The organism is Streptomyces sp. LUP30, from assembly GCF_001746365.1.
Lineage (GTDB): Bacteria > Actinomycetota > Actinomycetes > Streptomycetales > Streptomycetaceae > Streptomyces.
Map to the genome: position 1 here is coordinate 110,328 of NZ_MJAJ01000001.1, position 21,357 is coordinate 131,684.

Genomic DNA, 21,357 nt, shown 5'->3' on the forward strand with positions numbered 1-21,357 from the left:
GTCGTCCAGCTCACCGGCCCGGCCGTCCTCGGCCCACGCCTCGATCAGTGCGACACGTTCGGTGATCGGAGGGTGGGAGTCGTACGCGTGCGGGCGCGGCGGGCGTCGTCCGGTCGACAGTTCGGCGATGCTCTCGGATGATCGGGCGTCGATCATTCGGCGGAACCCGCCGTACACCTCTCCCTGCTGCGGCAGGGCACCATTCGCCCATGCCGACGTAGGCCGTCAGGTAGTGCTCGTGGGCCGCGTCGAGCACCGGGAGGGCGCGCAATGCGGCTGCGGTGGCGTCCCGCCCCGCGTGCCGGACGGCTGTCCGGTCGGCGGCGAGTTCCTGCTCACGTCCCACGGCCTGCGAGGTGCGCAGGAACAGGAGCGCGTAGTTGACATACAGCATGCCCACGGCCCGGTGGAACCAGATGTCATTCCGCCCGAACACGTCCACCGTGTGCAGCACGGCCGCCCGACCTCGCATGACCACGCCGCCGAGCCGGGTGTCGAGGTGGGCATAGTGCCCGAACTCGTGGGCGATCACAGAGCGCAACTGGGGGACCGTCGTACCCACGAGCAACGGCAGACCGATGTACATGCGGCGGCGACCGGGCAACAGGCCCAGCAGGCGGCTCTGTTCGGCCACGGCGGCGTTCACCCGCGCCTCGAGGTACAGCTCGTCCGGTGGCCGTTCCCTGGTCGCCTCGGCGGCGGCCCGAACCAGTCCCCACAACTCGGGCTGTTCGTCGGGGTCCACCGCGAGCGCGTGCCGCTCCGGCTGAAGACGCCCCGCCTTCAGGAAGGCGAGCATGCCCTGCAGGATCGCCAGGGCCAACACCACGGTGACGGTCAGGAGCGCCCCCTCAGCCCACGCCGCCCGATCGACGAACACCCGGGTCACTATCAGCCAGTCCAGCGCCCCCATGGCCGCCAGCAACACGAAGCCCATCAAGAAGAACCCGGCCAGCAACACGAACGCGCGTAGCACGCGCAACCGGAATCTCAACACAGTCCCCCCGCGGCAGTTCCCCGAACCCGCCGGCCCCATGGGCCCGACGCCGCGCGGATTGTATCGCCGGGCAGGAAGCTGGCCACCGCCCCCCTCACCCTTCACGGCTTCGTACGTGGCTCGACGTCACCCCCAAGCTGTGACTGCGGGCCGCCGAGCCCGTCACCCGTTCGACGTGCCCCGCCGGTAGGGGCTGTCGACACCCGCGGCGGCCGGTCTGGGGGCGCGGCCGGGCCAGCATCCGGCGAGGCACAGGTTGTGGCCGGCGCCCAGGGCACCGTGCGGGCGCCGGTCGAGGCCGAGCGCCGTCGGTTCGTGGTGGAAGAGCAGGAGCGGGTCCGCCGTGCGGAGGAGTCCCGTATCCACTGGGAGAAAGCGCGCCCGCGTTGGGCGGAAGACGATGCACCTCGGGCGCGGGAAAAGGGCAGGTCCGTCCACGGCGTCCCGGTGCGGCACTTGAACGCGATGGCGTCGATCACCTGGCGGTGATCACGCCGCCGCCCTCACCGCTTCGACGTCCGGTCCGGCAGCAGCGGCTCGATACGTGCCCACTGGGCGTCAGTCGACGACACACATCAACCAACGATCCGATGATCCCGGTAGAACGCAGACTTCGCCTGCGTCGTCACTGTGCCCGGTCCATGCCCTTCCGCCAGCAGCGCCTCCACTCGCCGAGGCAGCCGGCCGCCGCGACCGGGAGAATCAGCGCCGCCCGGCGTGGATCCGCCAACAGGGACGTGGCATGTCAGCGCGGGTCAGTGTGAGGGAAGCCGCCGAATCCACCGCCGAACCCGCCACCGTGGTGGCCCGGCCCATGGGGGTGGTGGCCGTCGTGGTCGCCATCCCCGCCATGGTCGCCGCCCGGGCCGCCCGGGCCGCCCGGTCTCCCTGCGAAGGTGACCGTGTCGCAGTAGATCACCGGCCCGGGTGTCGTGGGTGGGGTGGGGCTGTCGGAAGGGATGCCCTCGGTTTCGAGGACCACCAGGCGCAGAGGGCCGCGATGCCCGCGCGGTATCGGGAGCTGGCCCGTGAAGAAGGGGGTTCGGGAGGACTCCGCGTCGACGGAGGTGAGTTGGACGGTGGTGTCTTCGAGGGTCACCCAGCCGAGGTCATCGTCGTCGACCAGGCTGTTCCGGCGCTGCAGCGTGGCGGTGATCCGCGGCGGCGGGGAGTCGGAGGGGTCCCAGGAGGGCCCGGTGACGCTGACCGACAGCGGATCGCCTGACGTGACCCTCAATTCGCGGTCGGGCAGGGTGCGCACCAGGTCGGCGAGCACGACCTCCTTGGAGATCTCCGCTCCGGGGACGGAATCCGGCTGGTAGCGGACCAGAGCGAGCCGGACGAAGGGCAGGCATGCGTCCCCGGTATCCAGGTCCAGGTCGAAGAACCAGCGGCCGGCCTTGTTCTCGTCCTCGCTCTCTTCTTCGCCGGGCTTCGGAGTGTCAGCTTCGAACTGCGGGCTGAAGCCGACGACCGTGACCGGTAGGGGGGTCCCCGACGGAGTGGGGAGGAGGAGCGGGCCGGACCGTCGCACCGCGTTGGTGAAAATCTCCGGGGTCGGGGCGAAGACCGGCGCGGACCGGTGGATGGGGTCGCGGCCCATCAGCGTGACCAGGGAGTCCCGCGCGGACTTGGGGTCGCCTCCCGGCGGTTCGCCGATGACGACGCCGAGCAGTTCGCCGTCTCCGGACGAGAACCAGGGACGGTCCACGTACACCCGGATTCCGCGGCCGCGCCGCTGGTGGACGATGGGGCCGGGCGGCCCGCCGACGTGCTCCAGGGTGAGCGTGGGCACGCAGTACAGCAGTCGCGGAGCCATAGGGGACTCACTGCTCAGCACCGAGTACTCTTGCGCCTCTCCCTCTACGGTCAGCACGTTGTTGCCGGGCGTGGCGAACTGTGGCGGGAAGTAGTCGGCGAACTTGCTGCCGGCCACCGGGTGGTAGCGCACCGTCCGATGTTTGGTGTCGCCGAACTCGTGCTTCGCGGGGACGGGCGGGAGCGGGTATGGCTTGTCGCCCCGGTTGCCCTGAGGGTTGTCCGGGGTCGGGGGGCTGCCCGGGTGTGCCGCCGCGGCCGCGGCCTCCGCCTTCGCCTTGTCCTCGGCCGCCTGGGTGCTGAAGCTCAGGACGCCGTTCTGGAGGAGGTAGGGTTCGGTCCCCGGGACGCCCTTCCGGCTCGCCCTCGCCGTCAGCAGGTCGAAGACCGGGGCGGTCATCTCACGGCTCTCGCGGCCCCCGGCGCCGTCCGTCACCTCGGTCCACTCGGCGATCAGGTCGATCCGGTCCGTACTGTCCTCGTCCAGTGCGACGGAACCGGCGAGATGCTGGGCAGTCGCCCCGTGTGCACGCGGGGTCTCCGGGTTCGTCAGTGTCAACACCGGCGATCTGAGCGGCTGTTGGACCGCGTGGACGAGGCTCAGTTCCTGCCAGGGGGTGAACATCCAGTGCCGGCTGGCTGCGGCCAGTGCCAGCGTGTCGTCGGTTCTCCGTGCCTCCGCCGCACGTCTCGCAGTCGCGTCCCCCTCCGTCTCCGACGCGAGCCTCGGTGCCGACTCCTGCTGCGCACGGCACCACCCGGCCATGCCCATGACTTTCTCGTCGAAGTCGATCCTGGAGCACACCCGGACGGTCGCCACGGCGCCCTTCGGCAGGGAGACGGTCAGCACGCGGGACGCCTCGTCGAAGCGCGGCGGCGCCGTGCCTTCGGTTAGCCGCAACCTCAGGGATTGCGGCCGGTGCCAGGCCTCGCCGTCCCAGGGGACCGGGAAGGGCTCCCCGGCGGGCATCCCAGGAAGGTCCAGGAACACAGCTCCCGTGGACAACGGGTCAGGAAGATAAGGGAGTTCGACCTGCTCGCCCGTGTGCAGAACGGTGTTCGCCGGGTTCTTGGGGTCCGCCGCCGGCGACTTGATCGTCTCGACCTGGATGTCCGGCTGGGACGGGGAGGTGTCGCTCAGCGAGCCGCGCTCCCGTACGGCCAGGTCGTACACCGCGTTCTGGACGTTGCTGTCCGTGGAGCCGATGGCATCGTCCAGCAGGCCGTGCCACTCGATGCACCGCAGTGACGCCTTCGGTGCCACCACATGGCGTTCGTCCGTGCCCCGATACGGGAGGTGTCCTTCCGCGGTGACCAGTGACGACCGGTTGAAGTCCGCGGCGTACTGCTCAGCCGTCCGGCCGGCTCCGGTACGCGCCACGGTCCCGGTTCCAGGGCCGGAACCGGTGCCGCAGTCGACGGCGAAGCCTCTGTTGCGGCCGAGTTCGGTGAGGGATGTGCAGCCGGGGATGCCGTCGGCATCGCTGCCCGTGAAGCCCTGGGCGCGTTGCTCCTCCGCGTAGGCGGTGCTCGTCTCGTTGCCGAAGATTCCGTCCGCGCCGTGAGGGAGAGAGCGGCCGTTGTCCAGGAGAGCCTGCTGGACGATGCGCACCTCGTCGTTGGTCTGACCGAAGTGGACATTGGCCAGGTGGATCGTGACGTGTGTTCCGGTTCCGGCCGGGGGTGGTCCGGCCCCCGGGCTGCTCCGGATGACCATCCGGAAGGGCGATGTGCCTTCCCCGAACGGAAATCTGGGCACCACGGCGGGCGCCAGGACGGACTCGAACCTCTGAAAGGTCAGCAGCCCGGCTTCGTCGGGGAGCATCAGGGCTTTCCTGTCCTTCAGGCCGTCGGGGGCCGCTCCATCCGTGTCCCCGCCCGCCAGGTCGACCAGGGCGTCGGCCTGCGTCACGTCCAGGCCGTTTCCCGCGAGGTCCACGGTGCGCAACCGTACCCGGTACTCGTGGCCGAACCGCAGCTTGGGCAGGCTGCCGGGCCGCACCTTGGGCGTGATTTCCAGGGGCAGTTTCGTCTCCGCCTGGTTCTTGAGCGGCACCGGCTTGTTGGGGGGCCGGCCGTCGTCGGCCGAACCGTCGTCGGTGTCCAGCACCAGGCCCGGCCGGGGCGCGGAGAGCGACCATCCGTCCCAGGTGATCAGTTGCTCGGGTACGTAGAGTTGGTCGGGATTCACGGCGTCGCGGGGTGGTGTGGCAAGGTGGGCTTGGAAGAAGCCCTCGTCCGAGGCCGTGAGCAGGACCGGTCCGCCGTGCGCCTGCCGGTACTCCACCTCGCGCTCGTGCAGTGAGAACCACTGACGTCGTGTCTCGTCCCAGATGTCGAGCCGGTGGCCACGGATCAGGTTCTGGGCGAACAGCTCGGGGGCGGGCGCCTCATCCTCCGCGGCGTGCGGTGCGGCGGCTTCCGGGTTCTGCGGGTCGGGCGTCGAACCTTGTGCTCTCTGCTGGTCGACCACGCGGGTGAACGCCGCGTCGTGCTCGGCTGCCCGCGCGAATTCCTGCTTGAGGGTGCCCAGCCGGTCGTTCCTGACCAGGCAGAGCCCATGGGTCCGTACCGGGGCGAGTCCGGTGGCGTCCTTGGCGGGCGCGATCATCTTGCCTGCGGCGGCGTCGATGTCAGCCGGCTCAACGGTGAATTTTCCCTTCAGCTCCACCAGGCCGCGGGACGGTGACGTCAGCGGGCCGTTGGTGACGGTCGAGGCCCGGGAGACGAAGGCGCGGAGGTCCGGGAGGAAGACATAACGCGTGCGAGGGGACACGTCGTGCGACCCCTTCGTGCCGTTGCCCAGTTCCGGCGTCCAGTGGGGAGTCACCTTGAGGAACCGCTCGCCTGAAGAGGCGGGGAGCAGGTCGGCCGGCAGGAGGAAGTCCAGAACGAGTCCGAGGCGTCGCAGCAGCGTGGGGTGATCGCCGAGCCAGGTGAGCATCTCGTGGAAGTCGGGATCGTGCTTCTCTGGGGGCGGCGGCGGGGGCGGCTCTTCACCGGCGAGGGTGGGCGGCCTGTTGAGTTCGATCGTATGGAAGCTGTGCAGATCCGCGAGCTCCGCAGGCATCGGCATGTCGTCCTCTGTGGGGGACGCCGGGGGCTCGTCGCCGGTCCCCGTGCCACCGGTGGCTCTTGGGAAGTCGCCCGTTGCAGGATCGCCGGTCGAGCCGTCGCTCGACGGGCGCATCAGGCCCCTGGTGGGGGGCGGTTTCTCGGGTGACTTCATGGCCGCTTCGACGTACTTGCCCTTGGTGAAGCCGCTGACCTGCTGAGTGGAGTAGGTCTTGCACGCCTGATCCGTGTGCCGTTCGAAGACGTAGGGATCGAGCGGCGTGTCCACACTGAAGAGGCTCTTCCACAAGTTCACATCAGGGAGCGGGGCTTGCGGCTTGAGCCCGGTGACGAAGGGCGTCGCAGGGGCAGGCGTGTCGGAGGTCTCGGAGACTTCGTCGTTCGTGGGGGGCTCGGAGGTGCCCTCTCCGGTGGCGAAGTCAAAAGTGGCGGGCGTGATCTTGTCCGGCCAGTGGACGAAATCGGGGAAGTGGGAGGCCAGCGTGGCGCGCTTCGTCTGATCGTCTGACGGGGGTGGCCCCGTCAGCCGCGGGGCGATGAAAACCGACACCTTGACGTGCCTGCCGTCGTCCGACAGTCCGGCCGGGAGAACGGCCCAGTTGATCTGCTGTTCGAAGTCCATGGTGGTCTCCACGCGGCTCGCTCACGCGGCGTACGCCGCGCAGTACTCCGGCCAGTCCTGATCCTTCGAGAAGCATTGGGCGAACGTCGGGTCGCCCGGTGCGCCGGCGAAACTCCGCTCCAATTCGAGTCGGACGGACTTGCTGAAGAAGGCGATCCGTACGCCTACTGTGAGGGTGCCCCTGCCGCGGACCCTCGACTGGTGGGTCTCTTCGTTCTTCTCGTAGGTGAGCTCCAGATAGAACTCGACGGACACCGTCACGATGCCCAGCACCGTGAGGAAGCCGTTGCACCGCAGGTAGCCGCTGAGGGAGACCGCTTTTTTGTCGAGCTGGAAGCGGATGCCCGCCATGATGGACACACCGCCGCTCGCGACGCCGAGATTCAGCGCCACTGCGCCACCGAACTCGATGGATCCCTCGATCTCCTGGACACCGCTGGCGTCCACCAGCATGGAGAAGTAGCCGCCGCCACCGAACAGGGAGACCGTGACGTTGAAGGGGTGCTTCTGCTCGGAGACCGAGAAACGGAACGCGACCGGCTTGCCGTCGAAGGGGATCACCAGCTCGGCCGACAGGGTGACATTCGACAGGGTGAAGACGCCGACGCCGATGTCCGGAAGGGCGAGTTTGTAGCCGGCACGAAGGCCGGTGGTCTGGACGTCGAGGAACGCGCCGGGACCGAAGACATCGGCGGGCAGCGCGCTGCGCAGGGTATTGATGAACTCCAGCGCACTGCTGAACGTCACTTCCACACCGGAGGCCGTCACCTCGGGCTTCTGCCCCGGGCCGGTCTTGAACTTCAGCTCGTCGAAATCCACTCGGGCGATGTCGAAGAAGTCCAGCGCGAAGTGCGTCAGGCTGCCCTGCACCGTGGACTTCTCGATGGCGTCCGTCGAGCGGACGGTCCGGGCGTCCAGGATCAGTGAGGCCTTGGACACGTCCAGGAGGGCGCTCGGATCCACCCCACCGCCTGGCATCGTCGGCCGTTCCAGCGGCGGCTTCCACACATACCGCAGTTCCTTGCCCTGTTGTCCGTCCACCAGGTCGCGTATGCGCAACACGGGCGCGGGCAGTTGCCTTTGAGGGTTGTCCAGAATGTCCTTGATCTGGTTGTCGTCGAGCTGCTGTAGTGCGCCGAGTTGATCCTTGACGAGGCCCTTCAGGTATGTGCTGAGGTCGATACCGAGCAGCTGGGCCCCGCCGAAGGCATCCCTGATTGTTTTGATGGGCGCCGCGTCGAGGACTGCGCCGGTGATGGGGTCCGTCGCGATGACCTCCGGGATTACGCCTGCCCGGCTGGTGATCGTCTTCACCACGGAATTCGGGCTGGAGAGTCCACCGGCTTGCTCGGCCCCGAAGGTGAGGCTGAGCGGCGTTTGCAGATCCAGATACGCGCCCGCCGGATGTCCCTGCATCGTCTGCTGGAGATAGGTGGCGTTGAACTGGACCTCGAGATCACCGGCGTTCGGGGTGAACTGCTCGACGGCGGGGACGCGTACCGCTGCTGCGGAAACGTGGGGCTGGCCCACCACAGGGGTGCCGTCCTGGGTGCCGAGCGCGAAGGTGCCGAGCCCGAAGGTGAGGGTCCCGACCGCATGGCTGGTGCTGCCGAAAGCGCCGTCGGGCGGCTCCGCCATGGCCATCACTTGACCATGCATCTCCCGCCTCAGGCGCTTCTCCATCATTGCCTTCATTTCTTCTGTGGGCGTCGCCGGGTTGTAGAGCCTCGCCAACTGCTCCTGTTCATCGGCCAGTCCGTCGGGCACGAACACCAGAGGCATCGTGAAGCTGACTTTGCGCCCCTCCGTGTCTGTGCCGATCAGGGTGAAATCGAAGTCCTTACCGGTTTCCTGAAGGTTCACCCAGAAAGCCACGTTCTGCGGGTTGTCAGTCCGAGTCTGGATCAGTGGGGTGGCCCGGTCCGTGATGCGCAGCGTGCGGAACGGCATTTCGCGTCCTGCGTGCTGGAAGCCTGTATGTGCTCCGTACTCGACCTCCGGCTGCTTGACGACGATGTACTGCTCCTTGTGCAGGTACGCGACGATTCCGTCGTCCGCGCTCGCGATGAACCACCGCCTGGTCTCCGTCACGAGGAGGGACTCGTGACCGGTCGACAAGCTGCCGTGTGTCACGACGCGGACGTACTGGTCGCGCCCCAGTCCCGTGATGTGGTCGTACGCCACCACATCGGGGAAGTGACGTCCGACCTTCCTGTACCGTTCCCGCTCCTCGGGGGTATTCGGCGGACTCCCCCAGAGGCCGTGCAGGTGGACCGAGGAACCCTGAGGCGTGACGATGAACTGCTCGGCGTGCAACGGCGCGCTGGGTACATCGATCGGCACATCGCCAGGCGGGACCAACTCGACCCGGCTGCTGAGGGTGACGAGGTCCGCCATGTTGTCGGCAGTGATCGGACTGTTCCCCGGCGGTGCCCCCCGGTCCCCGGCCGTCGCGAAGGCCCGCAGCCGGACGTCGCCGTCCCGTTCACCGTGCAACTGCAACCGGGCGTGCCACAACGCGGTCCGGCCGTCGACCTGTTGGGGTTGGGGGCGGCCGACCCAGTCCACTGGGTCGTCGTAGGTGAGGAACAGCCGGGTGGGGAACTCGATGACGCTTCGGGGAAGGCCCTGGAAGACCGTCGTCCCCGGCGTGTCCGGGCTCTGTGGGCCGATGACGGGCACCGTCATGGGCACCAGGCGCGCCCAGCCGAGCAGCGCGTCCAGCGACAGGTCCAAGCTGTCGATGTTGTCCGGCACCGAGAAAGCCAGACAGGTCGAGCCGGCGGTGACTGCCTTCACGGAAGCAGTGACCTTCAGAGTCAGGGGGACCTCTTCCAGCACATGCTGCGGCGGCAGCCCCGCGAGGACGAACGCGGGCTGCGCCCGGTCCTTGCGCACCAAGTGGCGGCCGTCGAAACGCAAGTTGACCAGGGCGATGTCGACGACGAGCATGTCCGCCGGCCGCACCACCCGGAACGGCCCCTCCGCACCGTCCACCTCGTGCGACGGCTCAGGCTCCGGGGGCCGGTCGGGTCCGGGAAAATGCCCCGGGCCTGGATGCGGACCAGGACCATGAGGCGGGCCGTGCGGCCCGCGGCCGGATCCCCCGCCGCCGAACCCTTCGCCGACGCGGTCGCCGTGATCATCGTGTCGGCCGTCACCGGGATGGCTGCACAGCTCTTCCCCGAGCCTCAGAGAAACAGGACGGCGGATACGGAAGGACATGGGGAACGCCTCACCCGAGCTCATGAAACTGGTGAAGGGTCATACGAGGGGCGAGGTGCGCTGTAGGCACCTTCTCCTCTTTCCATGCTCACTCCGGTGACGGATGCCCGCCACTGGGGCGGAACGGGCCGCTCTCGATGCCGGCGCTTCTGCTACGGGTCAAGGAATGCCAAGGAAATTGAGGAGGGTCCGGCGCACCATGAACGACATCGCGTTGTGGGGGTCGTTCAGGTTCAGCAGGTTCTGCCAAACGACGAGGAATTGCTGGCCGGTGTCGTCGTGGGAGAGGATGGTCGCCTCGGAGGCGACCACTCCCCCGGCATTGAGGGGGCCCAGTCCAATCTTCGAATGAGTGATCGTGAAACCTGCGCCCAGGCCGTTGAGGCCCGGCCGGGCTCCCGTGGTCATGAAAGAGCGGTCACCGACGGACTGGGCGTCGGCCAGGAGGCCACGCATTTCGGAGGCAATACCGTCAACGCTGCGCGAGTCCAGTGTTGCACCTTCGATGAGCAGTGCGAGGAACCGCGCCATATCGATGGTCGTGGTCGCCTGCGCTGAGTCGCCGTCATTCATCGAGGGCACCCGCACCGCAGGGAAGGGATCGGGAGGACCGGGCTTGTACGTCCCGGCCAGCCAGATGCCCCGATTCGTGGTCTGGTCGAAGAGGCCGGCCTTTTCCAGCAGCCCATTGATCCAGCTGTACCCGAGCGCTTTGATCGTGGCAGCGGCTTCGTCGTTGCTGCTGGGCACGATCATGCCCCGCACGTGTGCCGCAAAATCGGGGCTGAACGACATCAGGCATCCGCCACTCGCGAGGCCCTGCGGGGAATCGAAGATCCTGGGGTACTTGGGCACGCGCATCTGCTCGGTGATGCCCGGTTCGCTCAGGAATCGCGGGGCGGCTGCCTGGATTTGTCCGTTGAAGGCCGACTTCAAGTCGCTGAACACCACGTTCGCCGAGCAGTCGCCTTCGGTGACGGCGAAATCGGAAGCGCTCTGCCGCAGCTCAAAGGCGGCGAGCATGGCCGCGACCTTCAGCAAGCTGCCCGAGAAATGCATCTCCCCGTCGCGGAAACCGGCATAGGCGAAGGACGGGGTGGTGCTGGTCGGATTCCGGACCGCCGCCACCGAGATGGGGCATTTCACCTGCACACCCAAGGCGGGAAACGTAAGGCCCGTCTGAACCTGTGCTGCTGTCAGCGCCGCACTCATACCCGGGTCCGGCGTCAAAAGATCTGGCAGGGGGTCGGGAAAAAGCATTGATGCCTCCTCATCACCCTCCCCTCAATTATCTGTGCACGTGACGATCGTAATAGCCCCTCGGCCGGGCGGCAAAGGCAGCTCAACCCAGCTGTAGCCCAGGCGAATTCACGCGCCGAGGGCTGCGATCGCGTTCCACTCCAGCGGCGGCGACAGCGTCGACTCAGCCAAGCGGTGGCCGTGAGCCCGAAGCTGCTGACAGGTTTCGACGGCGGCGGGAGTGCGGGGCTCAGGGCCCGCGTAGGGCCGGCGGCGAGCAGCGCCACGCCGAGCACGTAGAGGCAGCCGGCCGCCTCCCAGGGGATGCTCTGATAGTTGGCCGCTGCGGTCTCGCCTTCGACACGACGGCCGGAGTCAAGCCCGGCCGGTGTCAACGACGCTCGTGATCAATACACCTGGCGCCTGGCCCGACCCGCCTGCTGTGTCTCTGAAACGGGTCTCGTCAGCCAGCGGCGATCTCCACCTCGGGCAATGCCAGACGGTGCCGACGACGAGGCCGCTCGCGCGCAGGGCGGCGAAGAGAGCGGGTGGGGCGGTGGCGGTGGAGACCGTGTTGTAAGGGGGTTGAGGGGCGTACTCGGTCACGAGTTGGATGGCCTCGGCGATCTCGTCGCCGGCCATGTGGCCGGTCAGGCTCAGGGCGAGATCGATACCGGCCGAGACGCCGGCGGCGGTGGCGTACTTGCCGTCGATGACGACCCGTTCCGTTGCGGGGACGGCGCCGAGCGCCGACAACTGGTCGAGACAGACCCAGTGCGAGGTGGCCCGGCGGCCGGTGAGCAGGCCGGCGGCAGCCAGCAGCAGAGAGCCGGAGCAGACCGAGGTCGTCCGGCTGCTGGTCTCGTCGACATGGCGGAGCCAGTCGAGGGTGGGTGCGTCCGCGAGGAGGTCAGCGGTTCCCGGACCGCCGGGGACGAGGAGGACATCGGGTGTGACCAGGCCGGAGAGCGCGGCATCGGCGGTCAGGGCGAGGCTGTTCATGTCCGTGCGGATCGGGCCTGGCCGGGCCGCGGTGAAAACGACCTCGGCGCCAGGGATGCGGGAGAGGATCTCGTAGGGGCCGACGGCGTCCAGTGCCGTGACGCAGTCGTACAACAGGATGGCCATCTGCATCAGTTTTCTCCGGGGCGGTGGGTACGGAAGCGGTGCCGGTATTCGGTCGGCGGCACGGCAAGGGCGCGGACGAAGGGGGGTCGCATCGACTCCGGGGTGCCGTAGCCCGAGGACCGGGCGATCTTCTCGATCGCGTCATCGGTGTCCTCCAGCTGTCGGCGGGCCGTCTCCAGCCGGACTCCGTCCACATACCGCCCCGGTGTCACCCCGACCTCGGCGGCGAACGCGCGGGCGAAGTGACGGGGCGACAGCGCGCAGCGGTCGGCGAGCGCGTCCACGGAGAGGTCGCCATCGGGGTGCTCGGCGATCCAGCGCTGGACCTCGCGCAACGGCTGCCGTTCGGCGTGCTGGGTACTGAACTGCGCCTGGCCCCCCGGCCTGCGCAGGAACACGACCAGGTCTCTGGCCACCTGCAGCGCGGCGTCCCGGCCGAGGTTCTATCGGGTCCTACCCCGTGTCCGCGTCCAGGACGACGGCCGGCAGGCTGTCTCCCCCGGCCGGGTCGGTCCTGCTCGTCGAAACGGTCCGCAAGACCGGCCTTGACCAGGCCATATCCCAGGCTCTGGCTCCGTCGCGCAAGCCACGGGCCGTACACCATCCCGGCAAGGCCCCCTGGGCGTCGCCCTGACGGTCGCACTGGGCGGGGACTGCCTCGCGGACGTCGCAACGACCGATGGTGGCGTTGTAGAGACGTACCGGATTTCCAGGTTGCGGCGAGCGCGACACCGAACTCGTCGTACTGCTGCACGGTGGCCGCGCCCGCGTCTGCGAGAGGCATATCAAGGCTCGGCCACGGGCTTCCGACAGCGTCACTCGCCTGGAGGTATCCCAGATGTCCTTCCCGGCTTTCCCCGCCGACCAGGCCCCTAAGCCTGGCACGTGAGGAAACAGCAGGTAGACGCCCACATCAGCGTGCGGTGCAGTGAGAACCCATCCACACGTCAGCGCGCGTTCCTTCGCATCGATGTCCGTTCTGCGGACGCCGGGCCGCGCGGTGTGGGGCAGGCTGGAGAGGTGCCTCTCACGTCGAAACTTTTCCGCGACGACCCGGTGCTGCAGAAGTGCCTGGTGTCGGACCCCAGTCACATCACGCCGGGGTCTCAGGGCGATCACGTCACCAAGATCCAGGCAGCGCTCGTCACGCTCGGCGCGGGGGTGATCGCGCCCGACGAGATCGAGGGGAAGCTCTACGGTCCGACGACGGCGCGGACCGTGCGGGCCTTCAAGGGACCGCCACGCAACATCTTGGGTCCGGGCCAGACGACGCCAGACAACATCGTCGGGAAGAAGACGATCGCCGCGCTCGACCACGAAATCGTGGCATTCGAGAACCGGCCGCCACCCCCTGTGATCAGCCTGTTCGTTTCGATGACCCACGAAGGATCCCCACACGACCACAGCACGTGCCCGGTGGACACCAGCGGGCACTCGGTCGACCACATGGCCACCCCGATCAACCCGGGCCTCGGGCGGAAAGTGAACATCGGCGGCGAAGGAGAAACCCAGTACCAGGGTTTCGAGGACTTCGTCACGGACACCGGTGTCGTCGGCGGACCACCACGCCCCCTGACCGACACCATCGCGAGCAACACGGTCACGGACATCGCGCTGCGGTCCGCGCCCATCACTCCGCGCGGAGAGAGCGAGATCCGCCGTATCGCGGCGTCCGGCGCACGCCTCACCATCGCCACGAACTCGTTCACGTTGCCGAAGATGGAGCAGATCGTGCAGCGGCTCGGTGGAGTCGTCATCGAGCGCATCTCGCTGCCGGACACCTCGGTCCCTGACGGACTCGGATACCAAGTACTGGTCGTCGTACTTCCGATCAAGCCCTAGCCTGGTGCTTTCACGTGGCCGGGCGTCCGGTGTGCGAGGTCTCAGGACATGCTTGACCGTTTGTGCTCTGGACATAGTTGACACGTTCGGCTGAACGTCCGCGTCCGCTATCTCCCGACCATCGATGCTGAAGGGCTGCTTCCGTCGGTGATGTGGATGTTCAGCAGGGGGCCGAGTACCGCTACCGGGTTGTCCGCGAGGTGCTCGGCGGGTCCCCGATCGGCGAGGTCGCGGCCCGGTACGGCACTTCGCGTCAGACGTTGCACAGCCGGCGGCGGCGTTTCGAATGGAGCCAACCCAGACGAGCACGGACGTTCGACGCGTCGTGACGCCCACCGTGGTGCAGCCGGCGTCGGCCGGTCCGGTCGCCGGGACCGCCGAGACGTTCAGCCCCGACGTGTTCGCCAAGCTCCAGGAGCTGGAGGAGCGCAGCGCGCAGCACGAGAAGAGCCTCCGGCCGGACAACACCACCGACTCCTACGCCGCCGACTGGAGGCAGTGGGAGCTCTGGGTGAGTGGTGTGAGTTGTAGCTAAAGCTCGTGACACGATCATGATCGGTGCTTCTTCAGTCGCCTCCAGCAGATGAGGCCGCAGGCCATTGAGACGAAGGCGTCGTGGAGTTCGGTTCGGCGTTCCCAGCGGACGGCGAGGCGTTTGAACTGGTGGAGCAGGGCAAAGGTCTGCTCCACGACGTAGCGGAGCTTGCCCAGGCCCTTGATATTCGGGTCGCCCTTGCGGGAGATGACCGGCAGGATTCGGCGCTTGCGCAGCTCCTCGCGGTTGGGGTTGGAGTCGTAGCCCTTGTCGCCGAGCAGCGAATCGGGGCGGCGGCGTGGCCGGCCGGGACGCCCTGACACGGGAGGGATGCCGTCGATGTTTTCACAGTCTTGAAGATGCACCGAGCCGTTGAAGGGTCACGACCACTGTTATGTCACGTCGGCCTCATGACCAGGCACTCAAGGCCCCGGCTCACTTCATGGCTGCCCGTTCTCTCATGGCCGGCCGGTGGATCGGACCGCTGGTCGACGACAGGGGAAGCCCGGTGCCCCGGTTGGTGTGGCCGATGATCTCCGCTGTGATGGAGAGGGCGGTCTCCTGCGGTGTGCGGGCGCAGAGGTCAAGGCCGATGGGGGACCGCAGCCGGGCCAGTTGGTCTTCGGTGAGGCCGGCCTGCCTCAGTAGGTGCATGCGCTCGTGGTGGGTGCGCCGCGAACCCATCGCGCCGATGTAGGCGGCAGACGTGCCGAGCGCCAGGCGCAGTAGGGGGATGTCGAACTTGGCGTCGTGGGTGAGGACGCAGATGGCGGTGCGTTCATCCACCTCGGTGTGTTCCAGGTAGCGGTGCGGCCAGTCGGTCACGACCTCGTCCGCGTGCGGGAAGCGGGCCGCGGTGGCGAAGACGGGCCGGGCGTCGCACACGGTGACCCGGTAGCCGAGAAAGGTCCCGGCCTGGCTGAGGGCGGCGGCGAAGTCCACGGCTCCGAAGATCAGCATGCGCGGGCGGGCGGCGTGGACGTGCACCAGCACGGACAGCGGTCCGGGACAGTCGTCTCCTCCGCCACCGGCCTCGGCGCGTGCGGTGCGCCCCGTTCGCATCAGGGCACGCGCCTGGTCCGCCACGGCCCGGGACGTCGGTCCGTCGTCCATGGTCCCGTGGGCGCCGTCGTCGTCGCCGAGGATGCTCACTGTCGCGCCGAGGTGCTGGTCGGGGCCGTCCACGATCTGTGCCACGGCGGCCGGCCGGCCCTCGGCGACCTCGGCGAAGGCGGCGGTCAGGTGGGGCTGCTGGGTGGGGTCGATCCGCTGGACGAGGACGTCGAGTTCGCCGCCGCAGGTCAGGCCGACGGCGAAGGCGTCGTCGTCGGAGTAGCCGAACCAGGCGCGTTGTGGGGCGCCCTGGTCGTGGAGCACCTGTTGGCACAGCTCGTACACCGCGCCTTCGACGCAGCCGCCGGAGATGCTGCCGACCGCGTTGCCTTCTTCGTCGACCGCGACCGCCGTGCCGATGGGCAGGGGTGCGCTGCCGGTGACGTCGACGACGGTGGCCAGGGCGAAGGGCCGGGCTGCGCGGCACCAGCGGTGCAGCACTTCTGCGATGTTGAGCATGGACTGCCTCCGGCGTGTGCTTCTTCGTGTGGTGGGCGGGCCGCCGCCGTACCCTTCGGGGAGTGGGGAGTGGCGGCGGCCCTGGATGGCCCGGCAGCCGGACGGGGAACTGGCGGCCGGGCCGGCCTGGACGCTCCTTGACGGCTCCGGGGTCAGAGCAACGCGTCGGTGGTGATGGGCAGTTCGCGGATGCGGCGGCCGGTGGCGTTGAAGACCGCGTTGGCGATGGCGGACGCCACCCCCACCTGGACGATCTCTCCGAGCCCCTTGACGCCGAGCGGATCGGCCCGCTTGTCCTCGCCCTCCAGGTAGATCGCCTTGATCTCGGGGATGTCGGCGTTGACCGGGACCAGGTAGTCGGCGAGGTTGGCGTTGACGATGCGACCGTCACGGTGGTCGGTGACCGTGTGCTCGAGGAGGGCCTGGCCGATGCCGCCGACCATGCCGCCCAGGGCCTGGCTGTCGGCGAGCTTGGGGCTGATGATGCGGCCCGCGTCGTAGACGCCGAGCATCCGCCGCACCCGCACCAGGCCCAGCGTCGCGTCCACCCCGACCTCGGTGAAGACCGCGCCGTAGGTGTAGCAGGAGTGCCGCTCGGGATTCGGCGGCCCTGCGTAGGAGCCGTCGGCTTCGAGGTGGGGGACGTTGTTGCGGGCCAGCAGCTGCTGATAGGTCTCGCCACGGGAGGGGTTGCCCTCTACGTGCAGTCGCCCGTTGCGCGCGACGATGTCCTCGGCCTTGACCCCGTACAGCGGCGACTCGCGGTCCTCGACGGCCAGTGTGATCGCCTGTCCGCGGACCTTGTTGCAGGCGTCGAGGTTGGCGGAGCCGACGCACGCCATGGTCATCGAGCCGCCGTGTGCCGGGGTCTTGGGATACAGGGAGTCGCCGAGGCGGAAGTCGACCGCGCGCACGGCGAGCCCGAGCGCGTCGGCCGCGACCTGGGTCTGCGAGGTGTAGGTGCCCGGGCCCATGTCACTGGCGGCGGCCTCGACGACCGCGGTGCCGTCCGCGTTCAGGCGGGCCCGGGCCTCGGCCGCCTGGCCGTCGGGGTCGTACACGGCCGCTGCCATGCCCAGACCGATCAGCCAGTCGCCGTCACGGGCCGCGCGGGGCTTGGAGTTGCGGCGGTGCCAGCCGAACTCGCGGGCGCCCACGGTGTAGCACTCGCGTAGCCGGCGGGTGGACCAGGGCAGGCCGTTCGACTGGTCTTCGGCCGGCTCGTTGCGCAGACGCAGCTCGATCGGGTCGATACGCAGCCGCTGCGCGAGTTCGTCCATGGCCGACTCGATGGCGAAGGACGCGTTCGCGAAGCCCGGGCCGCGCATCCACAGCGGGGTGTTCACGTCCAGCGGCACCGTCCGGTACGCCTGGCTGACGTTCGGCGTGCTGTAGAACATCTGGCCGGCGAGCATGATGTTCTCTTTGAACGTCTCGTACGACGAGGTCTCCGCGTCGATCTCGTGGACCGTGGCCTGCAGACGGCCCCGCCGGTCGCTGCCCAGGCGCAGCCGGTACTCGTACCTGGGCCGGAAGCCGGTACCGAAGTACTGCTGCCGGCGGGTCAGGACCAGCTTGACGGGACGTTTCAGCTCGCGGGCGGCCAGCGCGGCGACGACCGTGTGCGGCCAGCAGCGGGAGGCACTGCCGAAGCCGCCGCCGACGAAGGGGTTGATGACCCGCACGGACTTCATGGACAGGTCGAACACCGTGGAGAGCTCGGTCTGCGTGCCCACCACCCACTGCGTCTTGTCCCACACGGTGAGCTTGTCACCGTCCCAGCGGGCGATGGTGGAGTGCGTCTCCATCGGGTTGTGGTGGTTGCGGGTCATGCGGTACGTGAGATCCATCCGTACCGCCGCGTCACGCAGAGCGGTCTCGGCGTCGCCGCGAGCGTAGCGGGTCGGTTCATCGGCCGTGGCCTCGGTCAGGTCGGTCGAGGGCTGTTCAGCGTCGTAGCGGACCTCGATCAGGCTCGCGCTGTGCTGCGCGGCCTCCAGGGTGGTGGCGACCACGACGGCGACGGGCTGGCCGTGGAAGAGGACCTTGTCGTCCTGGAAGACCCGCAGCCTGCGGCCTTTCGGGTTGTTCGAGCCGTTGGAGTTGTCGCGGTACGGCAGTTTCGGCGCGTTGCCGTGATGGATCACTCGCAGCACGCCCGGCTGGGCCTCGGCTGCGCCGGTGTCGATGGACGTGATGCGGCCGCGGCCGATGCTCGCGTCGACGATGGCCGCGTGCACCACCCCGTCGACGTCGAATTCGGCGGCGTACCGCGCCCTGCCGGTGACCTTCAGAGGCCCGTCCACTCTCGACAGTGGTGCGCCCACGGCTGCCTGCGGCTGGGGGCTCACTTGGTACCTCCTACGATGCGCAGCTGACGTTCGACGGTCCGCTTCAGGAGTTCGACCTTGAACCGGTTGTGTTCCAGCGGGCGGGCTCCGTGCGCGGCTTGCGCGGCGGCGGCTTTCCACAGGGCAGCGGAAGGTCGTTCGTCGAGGAGGGCTCGCTCGACGGCGGGCAGCTTCCACGGCACGGTGCCCACTCCCCCGGCGGCGACCTTGGCCTCGCGGATCACTCCGCCGCGTACGTGCAGTGCGACGGCCGCCGAGGTCAGGGCGAACTCGTACGATTGCCGGTCGCGCACCTTGAGATAGCCGGACTTCAGCGGCCGAGGCAGGGCGGGGATCTCCACCGCCGTGATCAGCTCGCCTCGCCCAAGGTCCTGTTCGCGGTTGGGGGTGTCCTTGGGCTTGAGGAGGAAGTCGGCGAAGGGCACGGGGCGTTCCCCATGAGGGCCCAGCAGGTGCACGGTCGCCTCCAGTGCCGCGAAGGCCACGGCCACGTCGGAGGGATGGGTGGCCACGCAGGAGTCGGAGGCGCCGAGGATGGCGTGCGTGCGGTTGTAGCCGTGCAGGGCGGCACAACCGGAGCCGGGCTCGCGCTTGTTGCAGTCGGCGGTCACGTCCCGGAAGTAGGTGCAGCGGGTGCGCTGCATGATGTTGCCGCCGATGGTCGCCATGTTCCGCAGCTGGGCCGAGGCGCTCAGCTCCAGCGACTGGGAGACGACCGGGTACAGGGTGCGGACCTTGGGATGGGCGGCCGCCTCGGCCATGCTCACCAACGCGCCGATGCGCAGGCCCCCGCGCTCGGTGACGGTGACTTCCCGCAGCGGCAGGCTGCTGATGTCGACGAGCGTCTCGGGTCGCTCGACCGTCTCCCGCATCAGGTCGACGAGGGTGGTGCCGCCGGCGAGGTACCGGCCGCCTGCGCGGCCGGCGTCGAGGGCTTCGCGGGTGTCGGAGGCGCGGGTGTAGGAGAAGGGGTGCACGGGGCCGCTCCTTACTTGCGGGCGGCGGTCTGCTCGACCGCGCGCACGATCTTGACGTAGCAGCCACAGCGGCAGATGTTGCCGCTCATCCACTCGCGGATCTCCTCCGGCGAATTGGTGTGGCCCTCCTGGATGCAGCCGACACCGGAGAGGATCTGGCCCGGTGTGCAGTAGCCGCACTGGAAGGCGTCCTCGTCGATGAACGCCTGCTGCAGCGGGTGCAGTTCGTCTCCGTGGGCCAGGCCCTCGATGGTGGTGACCTCGGCGCCCTCCAGACGGACCGCGAGCGTGAGGCAGGAGTTCACCCGCTGCCCGTCGACCAGCACGGTGCACGCCCCGCAGGCCCCCGCGTTGCAGCCCTTCTTCGACCCGGTGAGGTCCAAGTGCTCGCGCAGCAGGTCCAGCAGCGAGGTGCGGTTGTCGACCGTCACCGTCCTGCGGGTGCCGTTGACCGTCAGGGAGACCCGGCTGGAGGCAGACGCCCCCACGGCGCTCGCCTCCTCAGGATCGGCGAGGCAGGTCACGCCGACCACACTGCCCGCGACGACGACGCCACCGACCGCGGTACCGGTGGCGATGAACGCGCGCCGACTGGGCGCCGAGGACGACTCACTGGATCCGGTGGGGGGAGGAATTTCGAATGCAGAGCGATCAGCAGACATACGTAGGCCTTCACATCGTGGACGGATCAGCCGTGCACAGGAATACGACTGGGTGAGATCGGCGTCGCCGCAGGACGGGATGGCCAGGCACAGGGCACCGTCGCCCTCCCACGCGGCATGTCGCGCCTTGGGGGGCCGGCTGCAGAGTCCCAACTCCCCAGCCGACCAGGTCTGTTGCGGTGGGGTGGAGCGGGCGGAGAAGAGGAACGAAAGGCTGGGTCAGAAGGTGAGGATCACCTTTGTGGCGCGCCGCTCGTCCATCGCCTTGTAGCCCTCCGCGGCCTGCTCCAGCGGCAGGGTGAGGTCGAAGACCTTGCCGGGGTCGATCTCGCGGTCCCAGATGAGCTGGATCAGGTCGGGCAGGAAGCGGCGTACGGGAGCGGGACCGCCAAGCGTGTGGATGCCGGCGAAGAACAGTTCGATCCCGGGGATCTTCACGTCGTAGTTCACGCCCACGTAGCCCAGGTGACCGCCGCCGCGGGTGGCTCCGACGGCCTGCATGAAGGATTCCTGGGTGCCGACCGCCTCGACGACCGAGTGCGCGCCGAGCCCGCCCGTGAGTTCCTTGATCTTCGCGATGCCCTCCTCGCCGCGCTCTTCGACGATGTCGGTGGCGCCGTAGTAGTGGGCCAGCTTCTGCCGCTCGGGGTGACGCGACATCGCGATGATCCGCTCGGCACCGAGCTGCTTGGCGGCGAGGACGGCCATCAGGCCGACCGCGCCGTCGCCGACGACCGCGACGGTCTTGCCGGGCCCGGCCTCGGCGGCGACAGCGGCGTACCAGCCGGTGCCGAGCACGTCGGAGGCGGCCAGCAGGGAGGGGATGAGTGCGGGGTCGGGCTGGCCGGGGGTGGCGACGAGGGTGCCGTCGGCGTGCGGGATGCGGGCCTTCTCTGCCTGGGTGCCGATCGTCTGCGAGACGAACTCGGCGTGCAGGCACTTGGACTGGAACCCGGCCCGGCAGATCTCGCAGGTGTTGTCGGAGATGACGAACGACCCGACGACGAAGTCGCCCACCTTGACGTTCCTGACCTCGGAGCCGATCTCCTCCACGACGCCGACGTACTCGTGGCCCATGACCTGGTGATCGGCGGGCTCGATGCCGCGGTACGGCCACAGGTCGGAGCCGCAGATACAGGTCGCGGTCAGCTTCACGATGGCGTCGGTCGGCTCGACGATCTTCGGATCCTCGCGCTCCTCCACCCGGACGTCGCCGGCCGTGTACATCACTACTCCACGCATGGTGGGTCTCCTTGCTCTGTTGTGCCGGCGCCTACGGCGCCAGTTCGTGTCCGGGACGGCACGGCAGTGCCG

At 68.6% G+C, this 21,357-nt stretch carries 14 protein-coding genes and 3 pseudogenes; 4 read left to right on the top strand and 13 right to left on the bottom strand.

Features of this window, described 5'->3' with window-relative positions:
• Nucleotides 1–10: 10 nt before the first annotated feature.
• The 7 genes and pseudogenes from BG482_RS00510 to BG482_RS00540 all read right to left on the bottom strand — a co-directional run.
• On the bottom strand, nt 11–976 hold the full coding sequence (locus BG482_RS00510) for a M48 family metallopeptidase (protein WP_176741270.1): 966 nt from the start codon (nt 974–976) through the stop codon (nt 11–13).
• A 183-nt stretch (nt 977–1,159) separates the two neighbouring features.
• Entirely contained in the window at nt 1,160–1,363 is a 204-nt protein-coding gene (locus BG482_RS44490; protein ID WP_141746508.1) for a hypothetical protein, read from the bottom strand.
• A gap of 379 nt (nt 1,364–1,742) precedes the next feature.
• Nucleotides 1,743–6,512: a peptidoglycan-binding protein gene (locus tag BG482_RS43650; protein WP_176741271.1), complete on the bottom strand. Its 4,770-nt coding sequence runs from the start codon at nt 6,510–6,512 to the stop codon at nt 1,743–1,745.
• Between the two features lie 21 nt (nt 6,513–6,533).
• Complete coding sequence (locus tag BG482_RS00525; RefSeq protein WP_079141468.1) at nt 6,534–9,737, bottom strand: hypothetical protein; 3,204 nt, start codon at nt 9,735–9,737, stop codon at nt 6,534–6,536.
• Nucleotides 9,738–9,896: 159 nt separating this feature from the next.
• Nucleotides 9,897–10,997: a hypothetical protein gene (locus tag BG482_RS00530; protein WP_069766789.1), complete on the bottom strand. Its 1,101-nt coding sequence runs from the start codon at nt 10,995–10,997 to the stop codon at nt 9,897–9,899.
• A 501-nt stretch (nt 10,998–11,498) separates the two neighbouring features.
• Nucleotides 11,499–12,110, bottom strand: a pseudogene (locus BG482_RS00535) (DJ-1/PfpI family protein); the annotation flags it as partial.
• Nucleotides 12,110–12,547, bottom strand: a pseudogene (locus BG482_RS00540) (GlxA family transcriptional regulator); the annotation flags it as partial. The pseudogenes BG482_RS00535 and BG482_RS00540, both read right to left, overlap by 1 nt.
• On the opposite strand from BG482_RS00540, the pseudogene BG482_RS40110 reads away from it, so the two are divergent.
• From BG482_RS40110 to BG482_RS00550, 4 genes and pseudogenes are all read left to right on the top strand, one after another.
• A pseudogene (locus BG482_RS40110) lies at nt 12,513–12,776 on the top strand (transposase); the annotation flags it as partial. The pseudogenes BG482_RS00540 and BG482_RS40110 sit on opposite strands and share 35 nt — an antisense overlap.
• Nucleotides 12,777–12,989: 213 nt before the next feature.
• On the top strand, nt 12,990–13,946 hold the full coding sequence (locus BG482_RS00545) for a peptidoglycan-binding protein (protein ID WP_141746509.1): 957 nt from the start codon (nt 12,990–12,992) through the stop codon (nt 13,944–13,946).
• A 200-nt stretch (nt 13,947–14,146) separates the two neighbouring features.
• The gene (locus tag BG482_RS45910) at nt 14,147–14,275 is read left to right on the top strand and encodes a hypothetical protein (protein ID WP_370745734.1); all 129 of its coding nucleotides are present in this window, start codon (nt 14,147–14,149) and stop codon (nt 14,273–14,275) included.
• Nucleotides 14,272–14,481, top strand: coding sequence for a hypothetical protein (locus BG482_RS00550; protein ID WP_069766792.1), 210 nt, complete (start codon nt 14,272–14,274; stop codon nt 14,479–14,481). Before BG482_RS45910 ends, BG482_RS00550 begins: the two co-directional genes overlap by 4 nt.
• Before the next feature lie 14 nt (nt 14,482–14,495).
• Here the strand turns inward: BG482_RS00550 and BG482_RS00555 are convergent, their stop codons facing one another.
• From BG482_RS00555 to BG482_RS00580, 6 genes are all read right to left on the bottom strand, one after another.
• Complete coding sequence (locus BG482_RS00555) at nt 14,496–14,804, bottom strand: transposase (protein ID WP_079141470.1); 309 nt, start codon at nt 14,802–14,804, stop codon at nt 14,496–14,498.
• A 112-nt stretch (nt 14,805–14,916) separates the two neighbouring features.
• Complete coding sequence (locus tag BG482_RS00560; RefSeq protein ID WP_069766794.1) at nt 14,917–16,053, bottom strand: XdhC family protein; 1,137 nt, start codon at nt 16,051–16,053, stop codon at nt 14,917–14,919.
• A gap of 152 nt (nt 16,054–16,205) precedes the next feature.
• Nucleotides 16,206–18,404, bottom strand: coding sequence for a xanthine dehydrogenase family protein molybdopterin-binding subunit (locus tag BG482_RS00565; protein ID WP_069766795.1), 2,199 nt, complete (start codon nt 18,402–18,404; stop codon nt 16,206–16,208).
• Nucleotides 18,401–19,381 (bottom strand): xanthine dehydrogenase family protein subunit M, encoded by a 981-nt coding sequence (locus tag BG482_RS00570; RefSeq protein WP_069766796.1) that lies wholly within the window; start codon nt 19,379–19,381, stop codon nt 18,401–18,403. The genes BG482_RS00565 and BG482_RS00570 overlap by 4 nt, the downstream gene beginning before the upstream one ends.
• 11 nt (nt 19,382–19,392) lie before the next feature.
• Nucleotides 19,393–20,043 (bottom strand): (2Fe-2S)-binding protein, encoded by a 651-nt coding sequence (locus BG482_RS00575; protein WP_069766797.1) that lies wholly within the window; start codon nt 20,041–20,043, stop codon nt 19,393–19,395.
• Between the two features lie 219 nt (nt 20,044–20,262).
• Nucleotides 20,263–21,285, bottom strand: coding sequence for a zinc-dependent alcohol dehydrogenase family protein (locus BG482_RS00580; protein ID WP_218108751.1), 1,023 nt, complete (start codon nt 21,283–21,285; stop codon nt 20,263–20,265).
• Nucleotides 21,286–21,357 lie beyond the last annotated feature (72 nt).